21 protein-coding genes and 1 pseudogene are annotated in these 19,300 nt (G+C 51.1%); 14 read left to right on the top strand and 8 right to left on the bottom strand.

Annotated features, from left to right (window positions below):
* The 5 genes from OXH16_23920 to OXH16_23900 form a co-directional block, all read left to right on the top strand.
* On the top strand, positions 1 to 465 hold a 465-nt coding region (locus tag OXH16_23920; GenBank protein MCY3684451.1), incomplete at its 5' end, for a hypothetical protein.
* 203 nt (positions 466 to 668) lie between these two features.
* Positions 669 to 920, top strand: coding sequence for a UPF0175 family protein (locus OXH16_23915; protein ID MCY3684450.1), 252 nt, complete (start codon positions 669 to 671; stop codon positions 918 to 920).
* A 1-nt stretch (position 921) separates the two neighbouring features.
* Positions 922 to 1,404 carry a DUF3368 domain-containing protein gene (locus OXH16_23910; GenBank protein ID MCY3684449.1) on the top strand — a complete coding sequence of 161 codons (483 nt, stop codon included), beginning with the start codon at positions 922 to 924 and terminating at the stop codon, positions 1,402 to 1,404.
* 6 nt (positions 1,405 to 1,410) lie between these two features.
* The gene (locus OXH16_23905) at positions 1,411 to 1,656 is read left to right on the top strand and encodes a type II toxin-antitoxin system RelE/ParE family toxin (GenBank protein ID MCY3684448.1); all 246 of its coding nucleotides are present in this window, start codon (positions 1,411 to 1,413) and stop codon (positions 1,654 to 1,656) included.
* Positions 1,640 to 1,930, top strand: a complete 291-nt coding sequence (locus OXH16_23900) for a helix-turn-helix transcriptional regulator (protein MCY3684447.1) — start codon at positions 1,640 to 1,642, stop codon at positions 1,928 to 1,930. Before OXH16_23905 ends, OXH16_23900 begins: the two co-directional genes overlap by 17 nt.
* 268 nt (positions 1,931 to 2,198) lie before the next feature.
* On the opposite strand, the pseudogene OXH16_23895 reads toward OXH16_23900, so the two are convergent.
* The 3 genes and pseudogenes from OXH16_23895 to OXH16_23885 all read right to left on the bottom strand — a co-directional run bounded on the left by OXH16_23895 (position 2,199) and on the right by OXH16_23885 (position 5,982).
* Positions 2,199 to 2,663 (bottom strand): annotated as a pseudogene (locus OXH16_23895) (formylglycine-generating enzyme family protein).
* A gap of 439 nt (positions 2,664 to 3,102) precedes the next feature.
* Entirely contained in the window at positions 3,103 to 4,983 is a 1,881-nt protein-coding gene (glgB, locus tag OXH16_23890; GenBank protein ID MCY3684446.1) for a 1,4-alpha-glucan branching protein GlgB, read from the bottom strand.
* Complete coding sequence (locus tag OXH16_23885) at positions 4,984 to 5,982, bottom strand: dihydrodipicolinate reductase (protein MCY3684445.1); 999 nt, start codon at positions 5,980 to 5,982, stop codon at positions 4,984 to 4,986.
* 168 nt (positions 5,983 to 6,150) lie between these two features.
* Here OXH16_23885 and OXH16_23880 point away from each other — a divergent pair, with 168 nt between their 5' ends.
* Both OXH16_23880 and OXH16_23875 read left to right on the top strand, forming a co-directional pair.
* Positions 6,151 to 6,714, top strand: coding sequence for an LUD domain-containing protein (locus OXH16_23880; GenBank protein MCY3684444.1), 564 nt, complete (start codon positions 6,151 to 6,153; stop codon positions 6,712 to 6,714).
* A gap of 13 nt (positions 6,715 to 6,727) precedes the next feature.
* The gene (locus OXH16_23875; GenBank protein ID MCY3684443.1) at positions 6,728 to 7,924 is read left to right on the top strand and encodes a pyridoxal phosphate-dependent aminotransferase; all 1,197 of its coding nucleotides are present in this window, start codon (positions 6,728 to 6,730) and stop codon (positions 7,922 to 7,924) included.
* On the opposite strand, the gene OXH16_23870 is transcribed toward OXH16_23875, so the two are convergent.
* Both OXH16_23870 and OXH16_23865 read right to left on the bottom strand, forming a co-directional pair.
* Positions 7,899 to 8,468, bottom strand: coding sequence for an HAD-IA family hydrolase (locus OXH16_23870; GenBank protein MCY3684442.1), 570 nt, complete (start codon positions 8,466 to 8,468; stop codon positions 7,899 to 7,901). The genes OXH16_23875 and OXH16_23870 overlap by 26 nt on opposite strands.
* Positions 8,469 to 8,475: 7 nt before the next feature.
* Positions 8,476 to 8,829 carry a cupin domain-containing protein gene (locus OXH16_23865; GenBank protein ID MCY3684441.1) on the bottom strand — a complete coding sequence of 118 codons (354 nt, stop codon included), beginning with the start codon at positions 8,827 to 8,829 and terminating at the stop codon, positions 8,476 to 8,478.
* Positions 8,830 to 8,924: 95 nt separating this feature from the next.
* On the opposite strand from OXH16_23865, the gene OXH16_23860 reads away from it, so the two are divergent.
* Together OXH16_23860 and glnE are read left to right on the top strand one after the other, a co-directional pair.
* Positions 8,925 to 9,263 carry a P-II family nitrogen regulator gene (locus OXH16_23860; protein MCY3684440.1) on the top strand — a complete coding sequence of 113 codons (339 nt, stop codon included), beginning with the start codon at positions 8,925 to 8,927 and terminating at the stop codon, positions 9,261 to 9,263.
* Between the two features lie 13 nt (positions 9,264 to 9,276).
* Positions 9,277 to 12,363, top strand: a complete 3,087-nt coding sequence (gene glnE / locus OXH16_23855; GenBank protein ID MCY3684439.1) for a bifunctional [glutamate--ammonia ligase]-adenylyl-L-tyrosine phosphorylase/[glutamate--ammonia-ligase] adenylyltransferase — start codon at positions 9,277 to 9,279, stop codon at positions 12,361 to 12,363.
* Between the two features lie 122 nt (positions 12,364 to 12,485).
* Here the strand turns inward: glnE and OXH16_23850 are convergent, their stop codons facing one another.
* Positions 12,486 to 13,472 carry a hypothetical protein gene (locus OXH16_23850; GenBank protein MCY3684438.1) on the bottom strand — a complete coding sequence of 329 codons (987 nt, stop codon included), beginning with the start codon at positions 13,470 to 13,472 and terminating at the stop codon, positions 12,486 to 12,488.
* Between the two features lie 125 nt (positions 13,473 to 13,597).
* Here OXH16_23850 and OXH16_23845 point away from each other — a divergent pair, with 125 nt between their 5' ends.
* Positions 13,598 to 13,849, top strand: a complete 252-nt coding sequence (locus OXH16_23845) for an antitoxin family protein (GenBank protein MCY3684437.1) — start codon at positions 13,598 to 13,600, stop codon at positions 13,847 to 13,849.
* Entirely contained in the window at positions 13,840 to 14,253 is a 414-nt protein-coding gene (locus OXH16_23840; GenBank protein ID MCY3684436.1) for a type II toxin-antitoxin system VapC family toxin, read from the top strand. Before OXH16_23845 ends, OXH16_23840 begins: the two co-directional genes overlap by 10 nt.
* Before the next feature lie 159 nt (positions 14,254 to 14,412).
* Here the strand turns inward: OXH16_23840 and OXH16_23835 are convergent, their stop codons facing one another.
* Entirely contained in the window at positions 14,413 to 15,684 is a 1,272-nt protein-coding gene (locus tag OXH16_23835; GenBank protein MCY3684435.1) for a DUF362 domain-containing protein, read from the bottom strand.
* Positions 15,685 to 15,700: 16 nt separating this feature from the next.
* A complete protein-coding gene (locus tag OXH16_23830; protein MCY3684434.1) occupies positions 15,701 to 16,672 on the bottom strand; it encodes an alpha/beta hydrolase in 972 nt (323 codons plus the stop codon).
* A 463-nt stretch (positions 16,673 to 17,135) separates the two neighbouring features.
* Here OXH16_23830 and OXH16_23825 point away from each other — a divergent pair, with 463 nt between their 5' ends.
* The 3 genes from OXH16_23825 to OXH16_23815 are packed head-to-tail and all read left to right on the top strand — an operon-like array spanning position 17,136 to position 19,167.
* Positions 17,136 to 17,591, top strand: coding sequence for a helix-turn-helix transcriptional regulator (locus OXH16_23825; protein ID MCY3684433.1), 456 nt, complete (start codon positions 17,136 to 17,138; stop codon positions 17,589 to 17,591).
* Positions 17,592 to 17,621: 30 nt separating this feature from the next.
* Positions 17,622 to 17,930 carry a hypothetical protein gene (locus tag OXH16_23820; GenBank protein MCY3684432.1) on the top strand — a complete coding sequence of 103 codons (309 nt, stop codon included), beginning with the start codon at positions 17,622 to 17,624 and terminating at the stop codon, positions 17,928 to 17,930.
* Positions 17,863 to 19,167, top strand: a complete 1,305-nt coding sequence (locus OXH16_23815) for a glycosyltransferase (protein ID MCY3684431.1) — start codon at positions 17,863 to 17,865, stop codon at positions 19,165 to 19,167. Before OXH16_23820 ends, OXH16_23815 begins: the two co-directional genes overlap by 68 nt.
* Positions 19,168 to 19,300: the final 133 nt, after the last annotated feature.

Here is a 19,300-nt window from a genome sequence, read left to right as displayed (position 1 = left end):
GGTCTGATCCCTTTCACGCCATTGATGAAGCCACCTGAAGGGATGGCCTCGGATGCGTGGTTGCATCAGTGTATTCACACAGCTCGAACGCGCCCCATAGCTCGGTCATCCAGAGCCGATTATCTCGCTGGTATGGTGGCATTGAGCGAGTTGGTTTACAAGTCTGAAACTATTTCTGGTATTATTTTTAAGGAGGGCATCATGGATCTCATCCGCGAATCATCTCTTTTTCAATCCCTTACCCAACAAAGTAGAGAGGAAAGTTTTGAGCAAGGGGAAAGAAAAAGCACGCTTGAAGCTATCCTTGAAGTGTTAGAGATTCGATTTGATATGTCTGAGCCACACCCCCTATCTGCTCGCATAGCGGCCATCGACGATTTACAACGCCTCAAGCAGTTGCACCGCGCGGCGGTCCAGGTATCCGATCTCGATGAATTTAGACGCAGGTTAAACGCAACAGAGTGACGCGATAATAGGGTGGCGTCAACGCGCCCAATAACGCACGTTTGAATTTAGCCGCGATTCAGAAGGTTTTGCCTGTCATCCCAATCTCTGACCATTATCAAGAAGCCCTTGATAATACAGGGCCTTTTTGATATAATTGGGATGTTGTAGTGTCGAGTAACTAAATGTTTTTTAGTCTTATGTCCGATCTGACAGGGTAAAATATGAAAACATTGAATATACCATATTCCGAAGACCTGCTCTTGATCACCGGGCAAGAACCCGAAGTATTTGAACGAGAAGCGCGTTTTTTATTGGCTTTGAAATTCTTTGAACTCCGCCGGATTTCTGCTGGAAAAGCAGCGGAGCTATCCGGTTTAAGCAAGCCCGAGTTTCTCGTAAAGGTCAGTGCCCTGAATATCCCTGTTGTTGATCTGGATGATGATCAACTCGACACAGAATTTGGTCATAAATGACGTGTTTCTGATCGCAGATTCCAGTCCGCTCATTGCATTGGCGGGCGTGAACCGACTCAACCTATTGCCCGGATTGTATTCTCGCGTTATCGCACCATCCGCTGTAATAGATGAAATTCTGGCCGGAGGCCAAAAAGCCTCTGGCCTTAACTTTTTAGATCGTGTTTCATGGCTTGAACATCGGACAGTGGAACAAACACCAGAATTGATTTCCATTGCACTGGGGGCTGGAGAAACCGAAGTGATTCAATTGGCAAAGCAATTGCCCAATTCGCGTTTATTACTGGATGATCACCGGGCGAGAAGGGTAGCAGAAGACCTGAATTTGGAAATTATTGGTTCAGCAGGTATTCTTGTTCAGGCAAAAAGAAAACAGTTGATTCGGGAAGTGGTTCCCCTTCTGAGAAATATGAAACAGAATGGGTATTATATTGGAGACCGCGTCATCCAAAGGGCTGCACAGGCGGTGGGCGAAACGGTTTAATATAGGATGTGGTATCCTGGGTCTGCAACGCCTCAAGCAGTTGCACCGCTTACACGAGCGTTGGGGAATGGTTTATTCGAGATACGAGCAAAAGGTAAAGAAGGAATTGGACGTGCGTTTTTTTGTACGGTTGTTGCTCGAAGGGTGATTGTGCTCCACGCCTATATCAAAAAATCTGAAAAAACGCCTCGAAAGGAATTGGAGATTGCACGCAAACGTCAGAAGGAGGTTGCACATGAAAACACATCGTGAAATGATTGATGAATGGAAGAAAGATCCAGAATTTGTCGCTGAATACGACGCGCTTGCGGATGAATTTGCGCTTTTTGATGAAATGCTCAGAGCCAGAAAGAATGCGGGTTTAACCCAGGCTGATGTGGCTAAAAAGATGGGCACCAAAACGCCCGCAATTGCACGTCTTGAAGCATCGGGGCGCCACAAAAAGCATTCTCCTTCTCTTGCCACTCTAAAAAAATATGCAGAAGCTGTTGGCTGTCGTCTGGATATTCGTCTGATACCTCGTTAGATAAAAGAGCGGTGTTGGAAGTGTTCCTGACAAAACACCTATCGAGATAGACAATTGCGGAAAGATGTCGCTCTTGAGAATGACAATTGTAGGAAATTGTCTCTATTGAAACTGACAATTGCGGAATTATTGATATAGACAACTGTAGGATTATGTCTATAATTTTTGATGCCTGAAATGCCCCTATCTCACGCCTCAAGCAGTTGCATCGCGCGGCGATACAGGTATCCAGTCTGGAGGCGTTTGGGCATTTGTTAGATGAGAGGAGTTAAAGATCCCGGGCAACTCGAAAACCGTTGACGTTGCTCCGGTATTCGGTGGGACCCTCGCCGCGATGCGCCGAACGCAACCACCACCGTCCGTAGTCCCACGAACCACCACGCACCACGCGATCACCACGATCACTACAGTCCTCAGACTTCCACGCATACCCATCAGAGGGTGCGCCCTCGTAATCGCTATTCCAACAATCTTGTACCCACTCATACACATTCCCGTGCATATCGTAAACACCCCAGGCATTCGCCTCAAAAGATCCCACTGGCGCGGTTGACACCTATGCTATCACCCAGCTATACGCTGTCTCCGTACCCGTGCGTGCCACATACTCCCATTCCGATTCACTCAATAAACGATACGTTTTACCCGTTCGGGCGGACAACCAGCGCACATAAGACTGGGCATCTTCCCAACTCACATTCATCACAGGACGATTCCCGCGGCCCCAGCGCATATCATCCGGAATATGGTTTCCACAACCACCTGCATCCAGACAGGCATACCATATTTGGATCTCACCTCGCTGTTTCCACGATGATCCGTGCCTTCGACCCGGCACCACCGCGATGACGCCATACCTGGGTTTCTGTGTTCTCACCGGTAACGCGGATCTCGCCCGTGTTTTCGTCTCGGTAGCTACAGTCTCCCTTGTATCCCGTCCCGTGTGGCCCCTGTCGTAGTCCGCTACCCATATAGTCGTTCCATCCGACCAGATCCCTGTAGGGGAGATGTTTCCTGCGGCGCGTAGCGTATCAAAGTCCCTGTCCGGGACGTGGGTCATGTCGCCAGTGTATGTTATTGATTAATAAATAATTATATCTAAACATCCGTATATGGACTATAATCCATATACGGACAGTAATCAGGGACGCTTGATATCCAGTTTTTGCATTTTACTCAGGTTTGAATATGACAGCGGCGAGTGGGGGAAGGGTGATTTGCAGGGATTGCGGATGTCCGTGACTTGCGATGGGTTCGGTTTGGACGGTGCCGAGGTTGCCCATGTTGCTGCCGCCATAGCGTTCGGCGTCACTGTTGATGAGTTCGCGGTATGTGCCTGGGGTGGGTACGCCTATGCGGTAGTTTTCTCTTGGGACGGGGGTAAAGTTGCAGGCAAAGATTAAAGGGGCATCGTGTGATCGCGCGCGGCGCAGGAAGGATAGGACGCTGTTTGAGGCGTCGTGGAGTGAGATCCATTCAAAGCCTTCGGGGTCAAAGTCCCGTTCGTAGAGTGCGGGTTCGTCCCGGTAGAGGGTGTTGAGGTCTCTTACAAAGCGCTTCAGGCCCGCGTGGTCGGGTTCTTCGAGCAGGTGCCAGTGTACGCTTTCCTGTGCGTTCCATTCTTGCCACTGGCCGAGTTCACCGCCCATAAAGAGCAACTTTTTGCCGGGATGGGCGTATTGAAAGGCGTAAAAGGCGCGCAGATTGGCAAATTTTTGCCAGCGGTCGCCGGGCATTTTGTCGATGAGGGCGCGTTTGCCGTGGACGACTTCGTCGTGGGAGAGCACGAGGATGAAGTTTTCGTGGAAGGCATAGACGAGGCCAAAGGTGAGGTTGTCGTGATGGTATTTGCGGTGGATCGGTTCTTTGGAGATGTAGGACAGGGTGTCGTTCATCCAGCCCATGTTCCATTTGAATCCAAAGCCGAGGCCGCCCAGATAAACGGGGCGAGAGACGCCGGGCCAGGAGGTCGATTCTTCGGCGATCATCAAGACGCCCGGGAACTTTTCGTGGATCAGGGTGTTGAGCTGGTGCATAAAGGCGATGGCGTCTAAATTTTCTCTGCCGCCATATTGGTTGGGGATCCATTCGCCTTCTTTGCGCGAGTAATCGAGGTAGAGCATGGATGCGACTGCATCGACGCGCAGGCCGTCGATGTGATATTTTTCGATCCAGAAGAGGACATTGGCGATGAGAAAATTGCGTACTTCATTGCGTCCGTAATTGAAAATTAAGGTGCCCCAATCGGGGTGTGTTCCCTGCCGGGGGTCGGCGTGTTCGTACAGGGCAGAGCCGTCGAATTGGGCGAGTCCATGCGCGTCTGTTGGGAAGTGTGCGGGTACCCAGTCGAGGATGACGCCTATGCCGTGGATGTGGCAGTGGTTGACGAGGTATTTGAAATCGTCTGGCGTGCCAAAACGGCTGGTTGGCGCGTAATAGCCCGTGATCTGATAGCCCCAGGATTCGTCTAAGGGGTGTTCCATGATGGGGAGGAGTTCGATGTGGGTGTAGCCCATTTCGAGGACGTATTCGACGAGTTCGTGCGCGAGTTCGCGATAGGTGAGCGGTCGGTTGTTTTCTTGTGGGTTGCGCCGCCAGGATCCGGGGTGTACTTCGTATATGGAGATTGGGTCTGTGTATGGGTCTTTTTTCTGGCGGGTTTGTAGCCATTCGGCATCGGTCCACAGGGCATCGTCGGGCTGGTACACGACAGAGGCTGTGCGCGGGCGGTGTTCCATACAGAAGGCGTAGGGGTCGCTTTTGGTAAAGATATCGCCGTTTTGGGTTTTGATTTCGTATTTGTAGAGGGTGCCGGGTGTCAGGTCGGGGATGAATAGTTCCCATACACCTGTGCTGCCCCTGTTTTGCATGGGGTGCTGGCATCTATTCCAGGCGTTGAAGTCGCCAACCACGCTTACGCGCCAGGCATTGGGTGCCCATACGGCAAAATGTACGCCTTTTTCTGTGGGGTGTGCGCCGAGGCAGTCGTAGATGTGGTGGTGATTGCCTTCGCCGTGCAGGTGCAGGTCAAAATCGCTTATAAGAGAGGGCATCTATTCCTCAAGGATTTCCTGGGCGCAGGAGAGTGGGGGGATGTCGATCATGGTGCGCAGTCCGGGTGCGGCAGATGCGACTATTGGGATGGCATTGGCGATGACTGCGCAGGTGGCGATGTCGCCGTTGATGCCGCCGGGTATGATGAGGTCGTAAGCGGGCGTGCCATTGATCTGGATGCGTTCCTGAGATTCGATTGATTCGCCGTTGTGTATCAGTTGTCCGACGGCGGCTTTGAAGATGAGGGTGAGGACTTCCCGCCCGTTGTGGTATCCCCGTCCCGTTTGCAGTACGCCTGCACAATGCCCCGGTTTTGCGAGGACGGGTTCTACGATGTCTTCGGTGTGGTCGAGTTGCCATCCCAGTCGCGCCGCGATCATGTGCATGGATTCAGTGAGGCCGACGTGTCGGATTTTTTGTTGGGCGACGAGGTTTTGAAATTCTTCGACGGTAAGGCCAGCACCTATTTTTTGTTGGAAGGGGAGACGGCGCGCAGAGGCGTCCTGGGTGCGTTCTATGCGAATGGATTGCACGGTATGACATACGCCGGTGGCCGCTGTGGGCAAGAAGTCCATGAGAAAACCGGGGTTGATGCCGGTTCCGAGGACTGAGACGGCGCGTTCTTTTGCCCAGGTGTCGATGGTTGTGGATAATTCGGGTTGTGTTGTCCAGGGATAAGACAGTTCTTCACAGGTTGAGACGATGTTGACGCCCCGGTCGATAATTGCTTTTAATGTGGGGGCGATGCGCTGGAGTTCTGATACGGTTGTCACTACGGCGAGGTCTGCGTCGGCCAATCCCCTGTCGAGATCGTCGGTGATGGCTATGCCGAGGGGTTGGTCACATTGGCTCACGTCGCCCAGGTCGCGATTTGTTTTGGATGGGTCAATGTCAATGGCACTGACGATTTCAATGCCCGATCGTTTTACCAGATAAGGGGTGAGCATCTGGCCGAGTGGCCCAAGGCCGATTTGTGCGATGCGTATTGGAGAGTGCATGGTAGTTTCCAGTGAACAATGGATAGTAAGTGCGGAATGGGGTAAAGATAAAGTGGAGAGTTCAAAGGGTAAAGGGTAAAGTAGTGGTGTACTCCGTATGTGTACTTGCGTCAAACAGTGTTTCGCATTACTTTGAATGTCTTTCAAACTTCTATTGATAGGTGGATTATGAGTGATGAATTGATCGATGCTTTTGTCAAAAAGTACGCGTCTTTGTCCGGGGTGGCGCATGTGGCTGAGGGTGCTGATGCGGTTGCGCCCATTGTGGTCAGTGTGCTCAGGGAGGTGGGTTGTAAGCGGGTTGTGTTCGCCGAGTTGCCCGATGGATTGGACGATGTTGTTGAACGCGCGTGTGTGGATGCGGGGATTGATGTGCGCGTGCCGCCTTTTGACAGTTCCGAATTGCCCCACGCGATTGATGTTGCCGAGGGGGGTGTGTCCTGGGCGGTTTTTGCGGTGGCTGAGTCGGGAAGTCTCGTCGAGTTTGCTCTGGACGATGCCGTGCGTCTTGTTTCGACTTTGCCCCGCGTACATATCGGTATTTTTAAGGCGAGTACGCTGCTGGAGAATTTGAGGGATGCGGCTGAGCCGTTGCGCCAGTTTTATCTGGATCATCCCGAAAATGCAACGGCGACTTTTATTTCTGGACCGAGCCGAACCGCAGATATTGAGATGCGGCTGACGCTGGGGGTTCACGGTCCCGAAGTTGCACACGCAATTGTTATCAAGTAAGGCGTGAGGTGAGATGATGAATATTGCAAATCGCATGTCGCTGTTGGGGACGGAGTCTGCATTTGAGGTGCTGGTAAAGGCGCGCGCGCTGGAGGCGATGGGACACGATGTGGTGCATCTGGAAATTGGCGAGCCGGATTTTGATACGCCCGCGCATATTGTCGAGGCGGGGCAACGAGCACTGTCAGATGGGTTTACGCATTACGGTCCGCCCGTGGGATTGCCCGAGTTGCGCGAGGCAATAGCGGAAGAGATTTCGACAACGCGACAGATTGACGTGCATCCCGATCAGGTGGTGGTGACGCCCGGTGCCAAGCCGATTATGTTTTATTCTATTCTCGCATTGGCAGAGCCTGGTGATGAGGTGATTTATCCGAATCCGGGTTTTCCGATTTACGAGTCGGTGATTCGCTTTGCGGGTGCGCAACCCGTGCCCGTGCCTTTGACGGAGGATCGCGGATTTAGCCTGGATGCGGATCAGTTGCGCGATCTGGTGACGGAACGCACAAAGCTGATTATTCTAAATTCACCGCAAAATCCCACGGGCGGCATAATTCCAGAAGGTGATTTGCAGGCGATTGCCGAGGTGGCGGTCGAGCACCAGATTCCCGTGTTGTCCGATGAGATTTATTCTCGGATGGTCTATGGCAATGAGTTTCACAGCATTTCGGCGTGTGAGGGTATTGCCGATTTGTTGATTATTCTCGATGGGTTTTCCAAGACGTATGCGATGACGGGCTGGCGCATTGGCTATGGCGTGATGCCTATGGATCTCGTGCCGCATTTTGATCGGCTGATGGTCAATAGCAATTCGTGTACGGCTGCGTTTACGCAAATGGCGGCTGTGGCTGCGTTGAAGGGTCCGCAGGATGCGGTTGAGGATATGATGGCTGCGTTTCGCAAACGGCGTGCGATTATTGTAGAGGGTTTGAATGCGATTGAGGGGATTACCTGCCCGATGCCCGAGGGCGCTTTTTACGCGTTTCCAAATATTATGGGATTGGGCAAGTCGTCTGCGGAAGTCGCGGATGTGATTTTGAATGAGGGACACGTAGCGTGTCTGGCGGGGTCGGGCTTTGGGGAATACGGCGAGGGGTATTTGCGGTTTTCTTACGCGAATTCTGTGGAAAATATCGAAAAGGCGTTGGCGCGCATCCGAATGTGTGCAGAAAGGATGGTGTCTGCTAAAGCCGATCCAGGAGCGGTATGATCGCAGGTAGTGACGCGACCTGGAGATCGTGCGTGAGGTCGGATGCGCCATCGGTGAAGTGAATACAGCGCACGCGGGCGGCGGCAGAGGCCATGAGATCGTAACGGCTATCGCCGATGCTTATGGCTTCGTTTGGGGAACTGCCGAGGGCCTGGAGCGTTTTGTGGATGAGGTAGGGGCTGGGTTTTATGGGGCCGTCGTCGCGGCTGAGGGCGATGTCAAAGGTGCGATTGAGTCGGTTGATTACACGGTGCATGGCGGCGCCGTGGTTGTTGGTGACCAGGCCGAGTTTGTATTTGCGCGCTCGCAGTGCGTCGATGAGTTCTGTTGCGCCAGTGCGAATGGCGGCGTGTTGTGCTGCTTCCCATTCTTGTTGGAGAAGGATGTCATTGGCCTGTTTGCGTTGTTTTGCCGGCAAACTGTCGATGTGTTCGATGATGGTTTTTTCGGGCGGGCAATTGATTTTTGATCGCAACGCCGGCCAGTTGATGTACGATTCTGTGAGCGTGCCGTCCATGTCGAAGATGATGGCGCGAATAGTCATTGTTTGCCTATTCGAGAAATACGGTTTGACGATCGCCCGATGAAAAGGAGATGATTGCGCGCAGCGGCTCGTCGCCGTTGTTGATGGCGTGGTGGATTACGCCGGCGGGAACCCGAATGCTATCGCCCGGTTTGAGCTGATAGCAGTCGTCGCCATATGTGTGTTCGCATGTTCCGGAGACGACGTAGAGGATTTCTTCGCAATTGGGATGGTAATGCGGTGGATTTTGCTGGCCGGGTTGAATGACGGCCATGCCAAAAGTCTGTTTGGCATCGGGGTCAATGGCCTGGCCCATGAGCCAGTTGAGGGTGCCCCAGGGGAATTCTTCGGCTGTGGTTTCCGATAGTCTCGTTACAGGCATAGCGGTTCCTTTTTCGCGTATTGGTGGTGATTTTTGAATGGGCACAGGATATAGGTTTTTTTGTTCGGTGTCAACATTGCGTTTGGGAGGTTGTAATGAAAAAAATTGAGGCATTTATCAAGCCGTTTAAGTTAGATGAAGTAAAGGAAGCACTCACCGAATTGGGATTGGTGGGGATGTCGGTTGGCGAATACCGGGGGTTTGGTCGCCAGCGCGGGCATCGGGAGTTTTACAGGGGTAGCGAATATCACGTGGATTTTTTACCGAAACTCAAAATTGAACTGGTGGTCGCTGACGACGAGTTGGAAAAGGCGATTGAAGCTATTCTGGAGACCGCCACCACGGGCGAAGTCGGCGATGGGAAGATTTTTGTGAGTACTGTTGAGCAAGCGATCCGCATTCGCACGCGAGAGACAGGAGAAGCGGCGTTATAGCTTGAGGTTCGTTATGGATATTTTTGATTTTGACACACCCGGCGCACGGGACGCGCTTGCACAGGCGGGATTTCGAGATGTTGAACGCGCGTTGCACAATCTCGAAGAGTTGGCTGGCTCAGAGGCTGATGGTCAACTTCCCGATGATTTTTTTCAGGCGTTGGTCGATGCGCCCGATCCCGATATGGCGCTGCATAATTTTGTGCGTATCGTGCAGGCCAGTCGCGTGTCGTTTTTGCACACGTTCAAAGCGTATCCCGAGTTGTGTCGCATGTTGTTGTGCGTTTTGGGCGGTAGCCCTTTTATGGCTGATATGCTGGTGCGCGACCCCGATATTTTTGACTGGTTGACAGGTGCTCCGGATCGCATTGCACAACCGTGTGAGAAAGAACAATTGATGGCGTCTTTTGATCGGGCTGTCGAGGCTGTGGATACGCGCGAAGACAAACTCAATGCTGTTCGGCGGGTTGCGCGACGCGAGTTGTTGCGTATTGGCGTGGGCGATCTGGCGGGTGGGCGCGCCATTCAATATGTTGCGGCTGATTTGTCTATTTTGGCAGATGTGTGTTTGCAAAAGCTGATTGATATTTTGTTGCCCGATCTGCAAGCGCGTTATGGCATGCCGCGAAATGACGATGGACAGCCTGTGGAATTTGCGATTTTTGGGCTGGGTAAGTTGGGCGGTATGGAACTCAATTTTAGTTCGGATATCGATTTGATGTTTGTCTATAGTGCCGAGGGCTATACAGATGGTGAACGGTCTGTGACCAATCAGGAATTTTTTACCCGTTTGTGTGAGCAAATTGTGCGTGCGGCAACAGAGGTGACGCCAGAGGGATTTTTGTATCGCACGGATATGCGTCTGCGTCCCGATGGCGCGGCTGGTGCGCTCGTGATGCCTCTTGCCGGATATGAGGGTTATTATATGCGTCGGGGCGAGTTGTGGGAGCGGCAGATGCTGATTAAAGCCCGTTGCTGTGCCGGGTCTGAAGCCCTGGGGCAACGTTTTTTGAAGATGGTACAGCCCTTTGTCTATCCGCGCTATTTTGATACCAGTCCGGCAACGGAGATCAACCGCGTTAAGGCGCGTATAGAAGATCAGATTGGCAGCAAGGGGCAGCGCGAGACGCATTTGAAGTTGCGCTCGGGCGGTATCCGGGATATCGAGTTTATTGTGCAGTGTTTGCAATTGCTGGTGGGGCGCGTACACGAGAATGCGAGGTCGGATAATACGCTCGAGGCTATCCGGCAGTTGCAGCGTGTATCTGCGCTGTCGGGTAAGGAAGCCGATCAGCTAAGGGATGCTTATGTATTTTTCAGGCGTTTGGAACACCGCTTGCAGATGATGCACAATCGCAGTGATTATTCGCTGCCCGAAGGAGTGGATGAACAGCGCATACTGGCGCGCACGATGGATATGGCATCTGCTGAGGCGTATCGCAAAATACTGGATGTCCATTTGAAGGCTGTGCAGGAGGTGTATGCCCAGGTCTTTACGGAGGCGCGAGAAAGCGAGGGCCGTTCTATAGGCGCGCTGGTAAATATGGAAATAGGCGATGCAGAGGCCAGCGGATTGTTAGAAGAGATTGGGTTTGATCGGCCGGGCGAGGCGCATCGCAATCTCATTTATCTGGCTTTTGGACATGTGCCGCGGATTCGGGGCACACGGGCGCGTCAGAGCTTTACAGAATTGGCACCGGCATTGATGCAGGCACTTCAGGAGTCCGCCGATCCGGATCAGGGGTTGAGCAATCTGGAGAGTCTGGTGTCTGCTTATGGCGCGGGCGATATGTTTTTCCGCATTTTGGCATCTAATCAGGGGTTTCGCGAGTTGATGTTGTCACTGTGTGTTGGCAGTCAATTTCTGGTGCAGGTGATAAGGCGCAATCCCGGATTGCTCGATTGGCTGGTTCGCCCAGAGGTTTTGTATCTGGATCCGGAAGCAGAGGTTTTGCATCTCAGTCCGGGTATGGATGCTTTGCGAGAACAGTTTTGCGCACAGGTTGAGCGGTATGGCGATACGCCCGAGTTGGCGGGGGGGATAAATTCTGTAAAAAATCGGGAGTTGCTGCGCTTTGGCACGCGCAATCTCGTGGGCTTGACCGATACGTTTGAAACATTTGAGGCGCTGACGATGTTGGCCGATGCGGTTGTGCAGGCGGTTTATGAGGTGGTTTATGCACGTTTAATTGAAAAGCGCGGGGTGCCACGCAATCGCAGCGGTGAGGAGGTCGGGTTTGTGGTGTTGGGTCTGGGCAAGATGGGCGGGAGCGAATTGAGCTTTGGTTCGGATCTGGATATCGTATTTGTATATGGCGAAGATGGCGAAACAGATGGCGCGAGGCCGCAGGGGAATTTGCAATTTTTTATCGATCTGGCACAGCAGATGATCGCGATGCTGGAGCAGAATACCCCTCAGGGGAAGCTCTATCCAGTGGATCCGCGATTGCGGCCCGAGGGGGCGAGCGGGCTTTTGGCACTGTCTCTGGAATCTTATGGTCGCTATTTGGAGACGCGCGCGTCAACGTGGGAGCGCATGGCATTGTCTCGCAGCCGGGTCGTCGCTGGCGATGCGGTTTTGGGAGAAAAGTTGCTGAATTTGTTTGAGCCTTTTGTTGTGGGTACCGGGTTTTCAGATGAAGAAGTTGCCACGATGCTGGATATTCGCAAGAAGATGGAGCGCAAAGATGGGCAAAGATCCCGTAAGGTGGTGAGTATCAAAACAGATGCGGGGGGGATTGTAGATATTGAGTTTATTGTACAAATTTTGCAGTTGAAGTTCGCTAAAGATCATCCGGAGTTGCGCAGTGCCAATACGCTTGAGGCGCTGAGAAGATTGGTCGAAGGCGGATTTTTGGAGGCAGGAGATGCACAACGTCTTCAGCAAGCGTATGTGTTTTTGCGTACTGTAGAAAAAGTGATCAGGCGCCAGGACGAGCAGGCACGCACCCATTTGCCCACCGAAGACCGGGCGTTGACAGCAGTCGCCCGGGCGATGGGATTTGATACGGTTGAGGTGTTTGAAGATGTTTTGAAGAACGATATGGCACAGACGCGAGCGATTTTTGAGCGGGTGGTAGAAGCGCGAATAGACGAATAGACGAATAGACGAATAGACGAATAGACGAATGGCAGTATATACTGATTTGGGGAGGGTGGGCGGGGTTCGTAGATTCGTAGATTCGTAGATTCGCTAAGGTGGTCCCAGTCCAGGGATCGCCTTTATTTTTTTTCAAAGTACGTGCGGAATTTGTTTGTCAGGGGGTTGCCGGACAGGGGCTGGGATATCTGGCTTTTGTGTTGTGCCAGGCGAGTCTTGATATTTTGCCAGTGTGGCGTTGTGAGGCATATATGGGCTGCGGATAGGTGATAAATGAGGTGATGTGCATCGAGGCGGAAGAGGATGGTTTCGGCTGGCGTTGAGTACAATTTTGATGCAAGATGTGCGTAGTATTGCGCGAGTGCTGGTGTGAGAAGGCCAATGATGCGACCGCGGGGGTTGTGCGCGCCGAGTGATGTGGTGTATTGTATCAGGCGACGTTCGGGCCAGTCATAGCCAATTTTGGCGAGTTCGAGGACTGTTGCTATTTCTGGATTCGGACACGCGATGTTGCGGGCGTTGTAGTCGGTGGGACCGAGTGCTGGCGGTGCGTGGATGAGTTCGTTTACAAGGGTTTGCCAGGTCGATAGGAGGTCTGGGGCATTGGGATCGCGTACGAGTGCGGGAAGCGTTTCTGTGAGTGATTGGGTGGTGTTGTGCCACTGTTCTCGCAGGTCATCTGCGCTGCAGCCGGGCGCGATGTGCGGGATGAATTTGGTGCTGTGTTTGTAAAACGCTTTTTCAAGGGCGCAAAGGGTGTTGATGATGCTGTGCGCAAATGGTCTGGGGTCAGCGGTCTGGCAGATGTCGTCGAGGGTGTGATTGCCGCACCATTCGTAGATGACCATGTCGTGGTTGGTTGCGATTATGCGGGGGACAGAGACGCCGCTGGCGAGGAGATGGTTGGTGACTTTTTGTTCAACTGCGAGTAAGTGGTATGGTTTGCCGCGGGTGAGCGATGCAAAGAGGTGGTGTTTTACAGCAAATACCGAGCGGTCAGTCGTGACTTTCCAGACTGCGTGCGCCCGAGTTTCGGAGAGCGGTTCGATTTTTGCAATCCGCTGTTTGGGCAGTTTGTCGCGGAACAGGTGGTGAATAGTTTCAGTCATAGGAGTCAGAGTACAAGTAGTAATATAGGGAAAATCAATCGGGGAGCACTGATTGACATTTAAGGTAGAGTTGTATATTTTGGAAAAAGATATTATGCTCTGTACTTTTTTAAAGGACAATCACTATGGAAACGATAAAAATTAAAGCAATGTATCGGAACGGTGTATTGGAACCAGAAGAACCTCTTGTTTTGCCTGAAGGTGAAAACGTGACGGTGATTATAGAATCGCGCTCTGATATTTCAGAAGAAAAAAAAATACGATGTTTCCGAGCTGCTGCCGGTAGTTGGAAAGAGATAACAGATAAACGTCTTAAAGAAGACATCCATAAGTTGCGCCGCTTGAGAACCCGCCCAGAGATAGAATCGTGGCAATAGCATATCTATTAGACACAAGTTGGGTAATCGGATATTTGCGTGGGCAGACCCAAGTCGTTGCTCGTCTTGAGGAACTCAGACCCTCAGGGCTGGGCGTAAGTATGATTACCGTGGCAGAACTGGAGATTGGAATTGTGCATGCTCAAAATCCCGCACAGGCCAAATTGGGATTGGAAAATTTTATGAACGTAGTTACAGTACTCGACATTACGCGGCCAATTTGTAAGTTATTTGCTGAGTGGACAGTGCGTTTAGAGCAACGAGGGCAGAGATTGGAACACTTTGATATTTTGATTGCTGCTACTGCGCTTCAGCATCAATTGACGCTCTGCACTTTTAATCGTCGGCACTTTGAACGGGTGGAAGGACTAACTCTACACCCCCCTTTGCCAGAAGAAATTTGATCTCGATTTGAATAGCTTTTCCAATGCTGAAGTAGAATAGGCGGATGATTTTTGCGATTATCCGCCTATTTATTTTTTTCGATACTGGCCCCTCCGTGTGTGAACTGGTCTGAGCTACGACCAGTTGTACCCCGCCCGCGTCTTTGTGTGCGCCCTCTTTTATCCTCGGTGCGCTGTTTTTTTACGCGATTGGATGAACTCAGGGGCTTCGACTATGCAATCGCGCAAGATGCCGAGCGAATCCCATAAGGCTTGCAGGTTCGTTTTTTTGAGTTTGGCAGAGGTGTCCCCTACGTCGGGAAAGCCCTGTGCGTTGGAGGTGAGGTGTTCCCAGTTGCGGAAGAGGCGGCCCCAGTCGCTGTTTAGCACGTCCTGCATTTTGTTTTTGGCATGGAAAGGATACCAGAAGCTGTCGTGGTAGAGTACGGAAGCCATATAAGCCCAGGGTGCGAGTATGGTTTTGAGCGACCATTCGATGGGTTTTTTGAGGCCTCCCCAGTAGATCTTGTGCTGCATTTTAGAGGCAAAGGTCATTTTTTTGTACGGGCCGACAAAGTCCCAATTTTCTTCTGCGGCGTCCAAATCGCCCGCAATTTCGATTTGGGAGGGGTCTCCGCATCCCAGGCCCAGGTCGTGTGCTATGCGGATGTATTTGATTGAAAGTGGATCAAAGCCCATCATTTTGGCGGCGACTGCGTCAATGGCGACCTGGTCGGCACTGGCGAGGATGACGTTTTTGGTGTGGGGAATCATACAGCGCGGACCGGGACCATCGCCTGCAAAGGTGCCGTCCATGACTGCGAAGACACCGCGGTGGATTTTTTTTTGTATCATGAGCAGATCGACGAGGGTTTCGTGAATGACCGGGTGGGTCCAGTGACGACGCTCGTTGAGCAGGCCGCCAAAGGCATTTTTCATGGCGCCTGTGGTGGTGGTAAAGACGTGGGTTTTTACTGTGGGGAAATGAATGATGTTTTCATCGATAAAGCGTTTGGGAATGTGAAAACCTTTGGGATAGACTTCGTTCAGGCAGAGAAATTTTGCGGTGAGGTCGCCGACGGCATCGCGTACGTTGATCCATTCTTCGCCTTCGTAGAGATGTATATTTTTTAAGCCGTGCGCTTCGATGACGGGGAGGTGTTTGTTTTCTTTTTCGCCCAAACGCGCGTCGATGACCACGGTTCGGTTGTGGCAGCCGTGAATGAGGTCGGGATCGTAGCCATCCCGTTTCATGGCGCGGATAACACCGTCGAGTTGCCATGGTGTTGTGGAACATCCGGGAAAAAAAAAGTGCCATGAAATGTTGATTTTGAGCGCGGTTTCCACTTCTTTGGCAATTACATTCTGGTAATCCGCCAGATTGAGCAGGCGGTGGTAGTCTTCAAAAACTGTACGCGGCGATGTGCGGAGGACAGCGACTTTGCTTTGCATGGGGTTTCTCGAGTCATCAGAGGTGTTTTTCGAATAACTGATACGCCTGTTCGCGCATGGCGTTGGGAAAATCGTGTTCGCAATCGGGGTGTTCGACGATTAGATTTTCTGTTGCATCGTAAAGGGCGTACACGCGGGCGGCGGCGTTGACAACGGCATCTACACTTTGCCATTTGAAATTGCTGTCGCGCAAAGGCGCGGCAATAAAACAGGGTCGGGGTGCCAATGCCGCGATTAGATCGTGAAAATCAAAGGGTATATCCCACAGGCGATGGGCGTAATTTTTCAATTTGGGCATGTACCGATCCTGCGTCCATCCAGCGAGATTTCCGTCTTTGTAGTCTATGTAGGAATCCAATCCGCAACTGGATACCACAACGCCGATGCGCGGTTCATAAACAGCGGTATAGACCGAGTTGTGTCCGCCGAGAGAGTGTCCGATTGCCCCGATGGGTCCCCGCTTTACATATGGCAGTGTTTCCAGTAAATCAATTGCCCGGATATTGTCCCAAATCGCCTTCATGGTTCCGCTTTCATAGCCCAGGCCGAATACATCGGGCCAATATTCCGCGAGCATGGGATAGGACGGTGCGATGGTGACAAAGCCGCGCGCGGCCAATTCGCTGGCATAAGCCCGATTGGGGCGGTCGCCCAATCCCACGACGGTTTTGTATCCCAATGTGGCATGCGTTGGGTGCGGGCACAAGACGGCTGCACACGCTCGCCCATCCAACGCCTGTTTTGGGATTAGCAGATACGCCTGTGCGCGGCCACCGGGTTCTGCGGCGTAAGTGATCATTTGCCTGATATACGTCCCGCAATCTACTTCTTCTACCAGATCTACGGCGAGGGGACATCGCTTTTCGTCTCCCGGTAAAGGACCCATTATTTCCTGCGCTGCTTCGAGTATTTTCGCGCGTTTTTCTTCCCACTCTGTTAGTGAAGCGAGCGGAATAATTTGATCGTTTTGATCAACGAGTTGATTCATTTGGCTTTCCATTCTGGAATGATATAAAAAAACAATATTGCGAAAAAAATACGAAAAATAAGACATAAAGAGGTCAGATAAGACATAAGTGGAATCTTTTTTTGTTGCAGCGACAGAGAGATAGGTATTATCATTATTGTTGTATGAAAAAGCCGCCGACAAGACCGGGCAAGTCAACTGTCAGCGGCAGGCAAATATCTCAAGCTGAGAGCTTGAGAAGGATGCAAAAAAATAACAATCCAGAACGCGATTGTCAATGCGAATTAAAGTGCAAATAATGTTCAATCGAAAAGAGAAAAGTGAACGATGTTTGCACATCTTAATTCGATATTCAGCCTGTCTTTTTTTTCATAATAATCTTTATATGCAATAATAATAATGCTTTACAAATATTATTATTTTAGAAATTCACCATTGGCACACATGTTGCACATACCTGCTGATCATGAGGGAAGTTGCACCGATGGAATTAACCGAAGAAATAATCCGAGCAGGAGCGGTCAGTGTGATCAATAAGCCCATTAAAAAGAAAAGGTTTTTGACTGAGGTCAAAACCCATATCCCATCAGATTCGAGTTGGAAAATTGCGTTTGAAGCCTTTTTGGAGGCGCATTACAGCAACCCGGACCTCAAATTTAGTGATCTCGTAGATCATTTCAAACTTTCCAGAACGCATCTGAGTGCCTTGTTCAAAAAGCATGTTGGCAAGCCTTTCCGGGAAAAGTTGAGAGAGATCAGAATTGCCCATGCAAAGCACTTAATAAGCGAACAATCCCTGTTGACCTATGAAGTTGCAAGCATGTGTGGATTTCATTCCTCGAAGTATTTTTGTGAGGTGTTTATGAAGGTAAATGACATGTCTCTTACCGCTTACCGCGCAAAAGTGAGATGCGAAAGCATTATTCAAAAAAAATCATAAAAGAATAGGTCTCAAAAGTATTGGAAAGACATGAGACAATTTGAAAATCCTATGCCGATGAAGATTTTACATATTCTGGATGTTTCGCTGCCACACCGACAAAGCGGCTACAGTTTGCGAAGCCAGTATATCATCAACACGCAAAAAGCTCTTGGCTTTGATCCTGTGGTGCTCACGCGGTGGGGTGTGTCTGAAGAACTTACCGATGATGTCGAATATATCAATGATGTACCTTATTTGAGAAATAATTCTAAAAAATATTGCGATACATATGGGCAAATTTCAATTACCAGATACCCCACAAATTTATCACGCGGATCAGACGCAAAACTTTCGTAAGCGCGTTGCTTTTTACAGCCAGCATCTCATTGGCGTGGGGCACCATTTCCGCAATCGACAGATTGTCAATGAACTGGTCAAAACATGCGATGTGTTTTTCATCGATGGCGGGCGACCAATTCCCGAGGCTGATCTCGATGAACGGGTGGTGCGTATTTCCCTGCCACCGCTTCGCGCGGGCGCACAGGGCATTGAGTCTGTTGATAAGGAGAGGGATTTGCAGGCTGTGATGCGCGAGCGTCAGGTCAGGCTTTCCGAAGCGATGGAACAGATTCGCCCCGATGTGTTTTGTGTTGAGTTTTTCCCTTTTTCCCGGTGGTCGCTTAAGAGCGAGATCCTCAATACCATTGTCAGGCTCAATGAAATCAATCCCGGCGCGAAGGTGCTGTGTTCACTGCGCGATATTCCAACGCGGGCAAAAAGCGATGAATTGCAACTGACTTTTCCGCTTACCCAGAGACGCGATGGAGATGCGATGCGGTTTTATTCGGTGCCTTTTGGTGGGATACATCACGAGTATTTGTCTTTTAATCGGCGGTATTACGAGGAGGTCGTGCCCGTGTTGAATCAGTATTTCGATGCGGTACTGGTGCATGGCGATTCCCAACTATCCCGGTTGGAAGATCACTTTCCCTGGACCGCTGATATCGGTATTCCCGTGGTTTATACGGGGTTTGTTTCTGAGAAACTCGAGGACGCATCTCGACCTGATGGTGCGCCGAATCGGTATGTGCTGGTCAGTGCTGGCGGTGGAGCTGAGGGGCTTGCGCTTGTCGCACCGTGTATTGAAGCGTGGAAACAATTGGACCAGGACGCTGCGCACGATGGACGCGAGATGGTGATTTTTGCCGGTGCGTTTATCGATGAAACACATTTTGAGGCTTTGCGCGAGTTGTGCGGTGATAGTCCGTTTCGCATTGAGCGCTTTACGTCCAATTTTTTAGCGTGGATAAAACACGCGGATTTGTCGATTAGTCGTGCGGGCTACAATACGTGTATGAATGTGCTCGAGACACAGGTCCCGTCGATTCTGGTTCCGAGCATAGCGATGGATGATCAGGAATTTCGCGCACAGCAGTTGATGGGGTTGGGCATTTCAGGGGTGATACATCCCGATCAATTATCCGTGGCAAAGATGGCAAAAGCTATTGCCGGAATGCTCGAAAGTTCTGTGCCCGAACACCATCTATCCCTGGATGGTGCCGCGCAAACGCGAAAGTTTATAGAATCAGTCTAAATGAGGTGAAAGATGAAACTCTACGTACCACACCCATATTGTGACCCGGAAAAAGTAGTTCAATCCAACAGCGGGGCATCCCTTTCGGGTTTTAACCATGTGCAGGCACTATCGAAGTATTGCGAGGTGTATA

Source organism: Gemmatimonadota bacterium (genome assembly GCA_026705765.1).
Classification (GTDB): Bacteria; Latescibacterota; UBA2968; order UBA2968; family UBA2968; genus VXRD01.
The sequence above is the reverse complement of the archived record's forward strand: the minus strand, read 5'-3'. Positions and strand labels throughout refer to the sequence as shown.

Bases quoted from the DNA above. Each gene is read 5' to 3' on its own strand.
- OXH16_23915 (MCY3684450.1), top strand. From the start codon at position 669: ATGAAAACATTGAATATACCATATTCCGAAGACCTGCTCTTGATCACC.
- OXH16_23905 (MCY3684448.1), top strand. From the start codon at position 1,411: ATGTGGTATCCTGGGTCTGCAACGCCTCAAGCAGTTGCACCGCTTACA.
- OXH16_23900 (MCY3684447.1), top strand. From the start codon at position 1,640: ATGAAAACACATCGTGAAATGATTGATGAATGGAAGAAAGATCCAGAA.
- glgB (MCY3684446.1), bottom strand. From the start codon at position 4,983: ATGCCCTCTCTTATAAGCGATTTTGACCTGCACCTGCACGGCGAAGGC.
- OXH16_23885 (MCY3684445.1), bottom strand. From the start codon at position 5,982: ATGCACTCTCCAATACGCATCGCACAAATCGGCCTTGGGCCACTCGGC.
- OXH16_23880 (MCY3684444.1), top strand. From the start codon at position 6,151: ATGAGTGATGAATTGATCGATGCTTTTGTCAAAAAGTACGCGTCTTTG.
- OXH16_23875 (MCY3684443.1), top strand. From the start codon at position 6,728: ATGATGAATATTGCAAATCGCATGTCGCTGTTGGGGACGGAGTCTGCA.
- OXH16_23870 (MCY3684442.1), bottom strand. From the start codon at position 8,468: ATGACTATTCGCGCCATCATCTTCGACATGGACGGCACGCTCACAGAA.
- OXH16_23865 (MCY3684441.1), bottom strand. From the start codon at position 8,829: ATGCCTGTAACGAGACTATCGGAAACCACAGCCGAAGAATTCCCCTGG.
- OXH16_23860 (MCY3684440.1), top strand. From the start codon at position 8,925: ATGAAAAAAATTGAGGCATTTATCAAGCCGTTTAAGTTAGATGAAGTA.
- glnE (MCY3684439.1), top strand. From the start codon at position 9,277: ATGGATATTTTTGATTTTGACACACCCGGCGCACGGGACGCGCTTGCA.
- OXH16_23850 (MCY3684438.1), bottom strand. From the start codon at position 13,472: ATGACTGAAACTATTCACCACCTGTTCCGCGACAAACTGCCCAAACAG.
- OXH16_23845 (MCY3684437.1), top strand. From the start codon at position 13,598: ATGGAAACGATAAAAATTAAAGCAATGTATCGGAACGGTGTATTGGAA.
- OXH16_23835 (MCY3684435.1), bottom strand. From the start codon at position 15,684: ATGCAAAGCAAAGTCGCTGTCCTCCGCACATCGCCGCGTACAGTTTTT.
- OXH16_23830 (MCY3684434.1), bottom strand. From the start codon at position 16,672: ATGAATCAACTCGTTGATCAAAACGATCAAATTATTCCGCTCGCTTCA.
- OXH16_23825 (MCY3684433.1), top strand. From the start codon at position 17,136: ATGGAATTAACCGAAGAAATAATCCGAGCAGGAGCGGTCAGTGTGATC.
- OXH16_23820 (MCY3684432.1), top strand. From the start codon at position 17,622: ATGAGACAATTTGAAAATCCTATGCCGATGAAGATTTTACATATTCTG.
- OXH16_23815 (MCY3684431.1), top strand. From the start codon at position 17,863: ATGGGCAAATTTCAATTACCAGATACCCCACAAATTTATCACGCGGAT.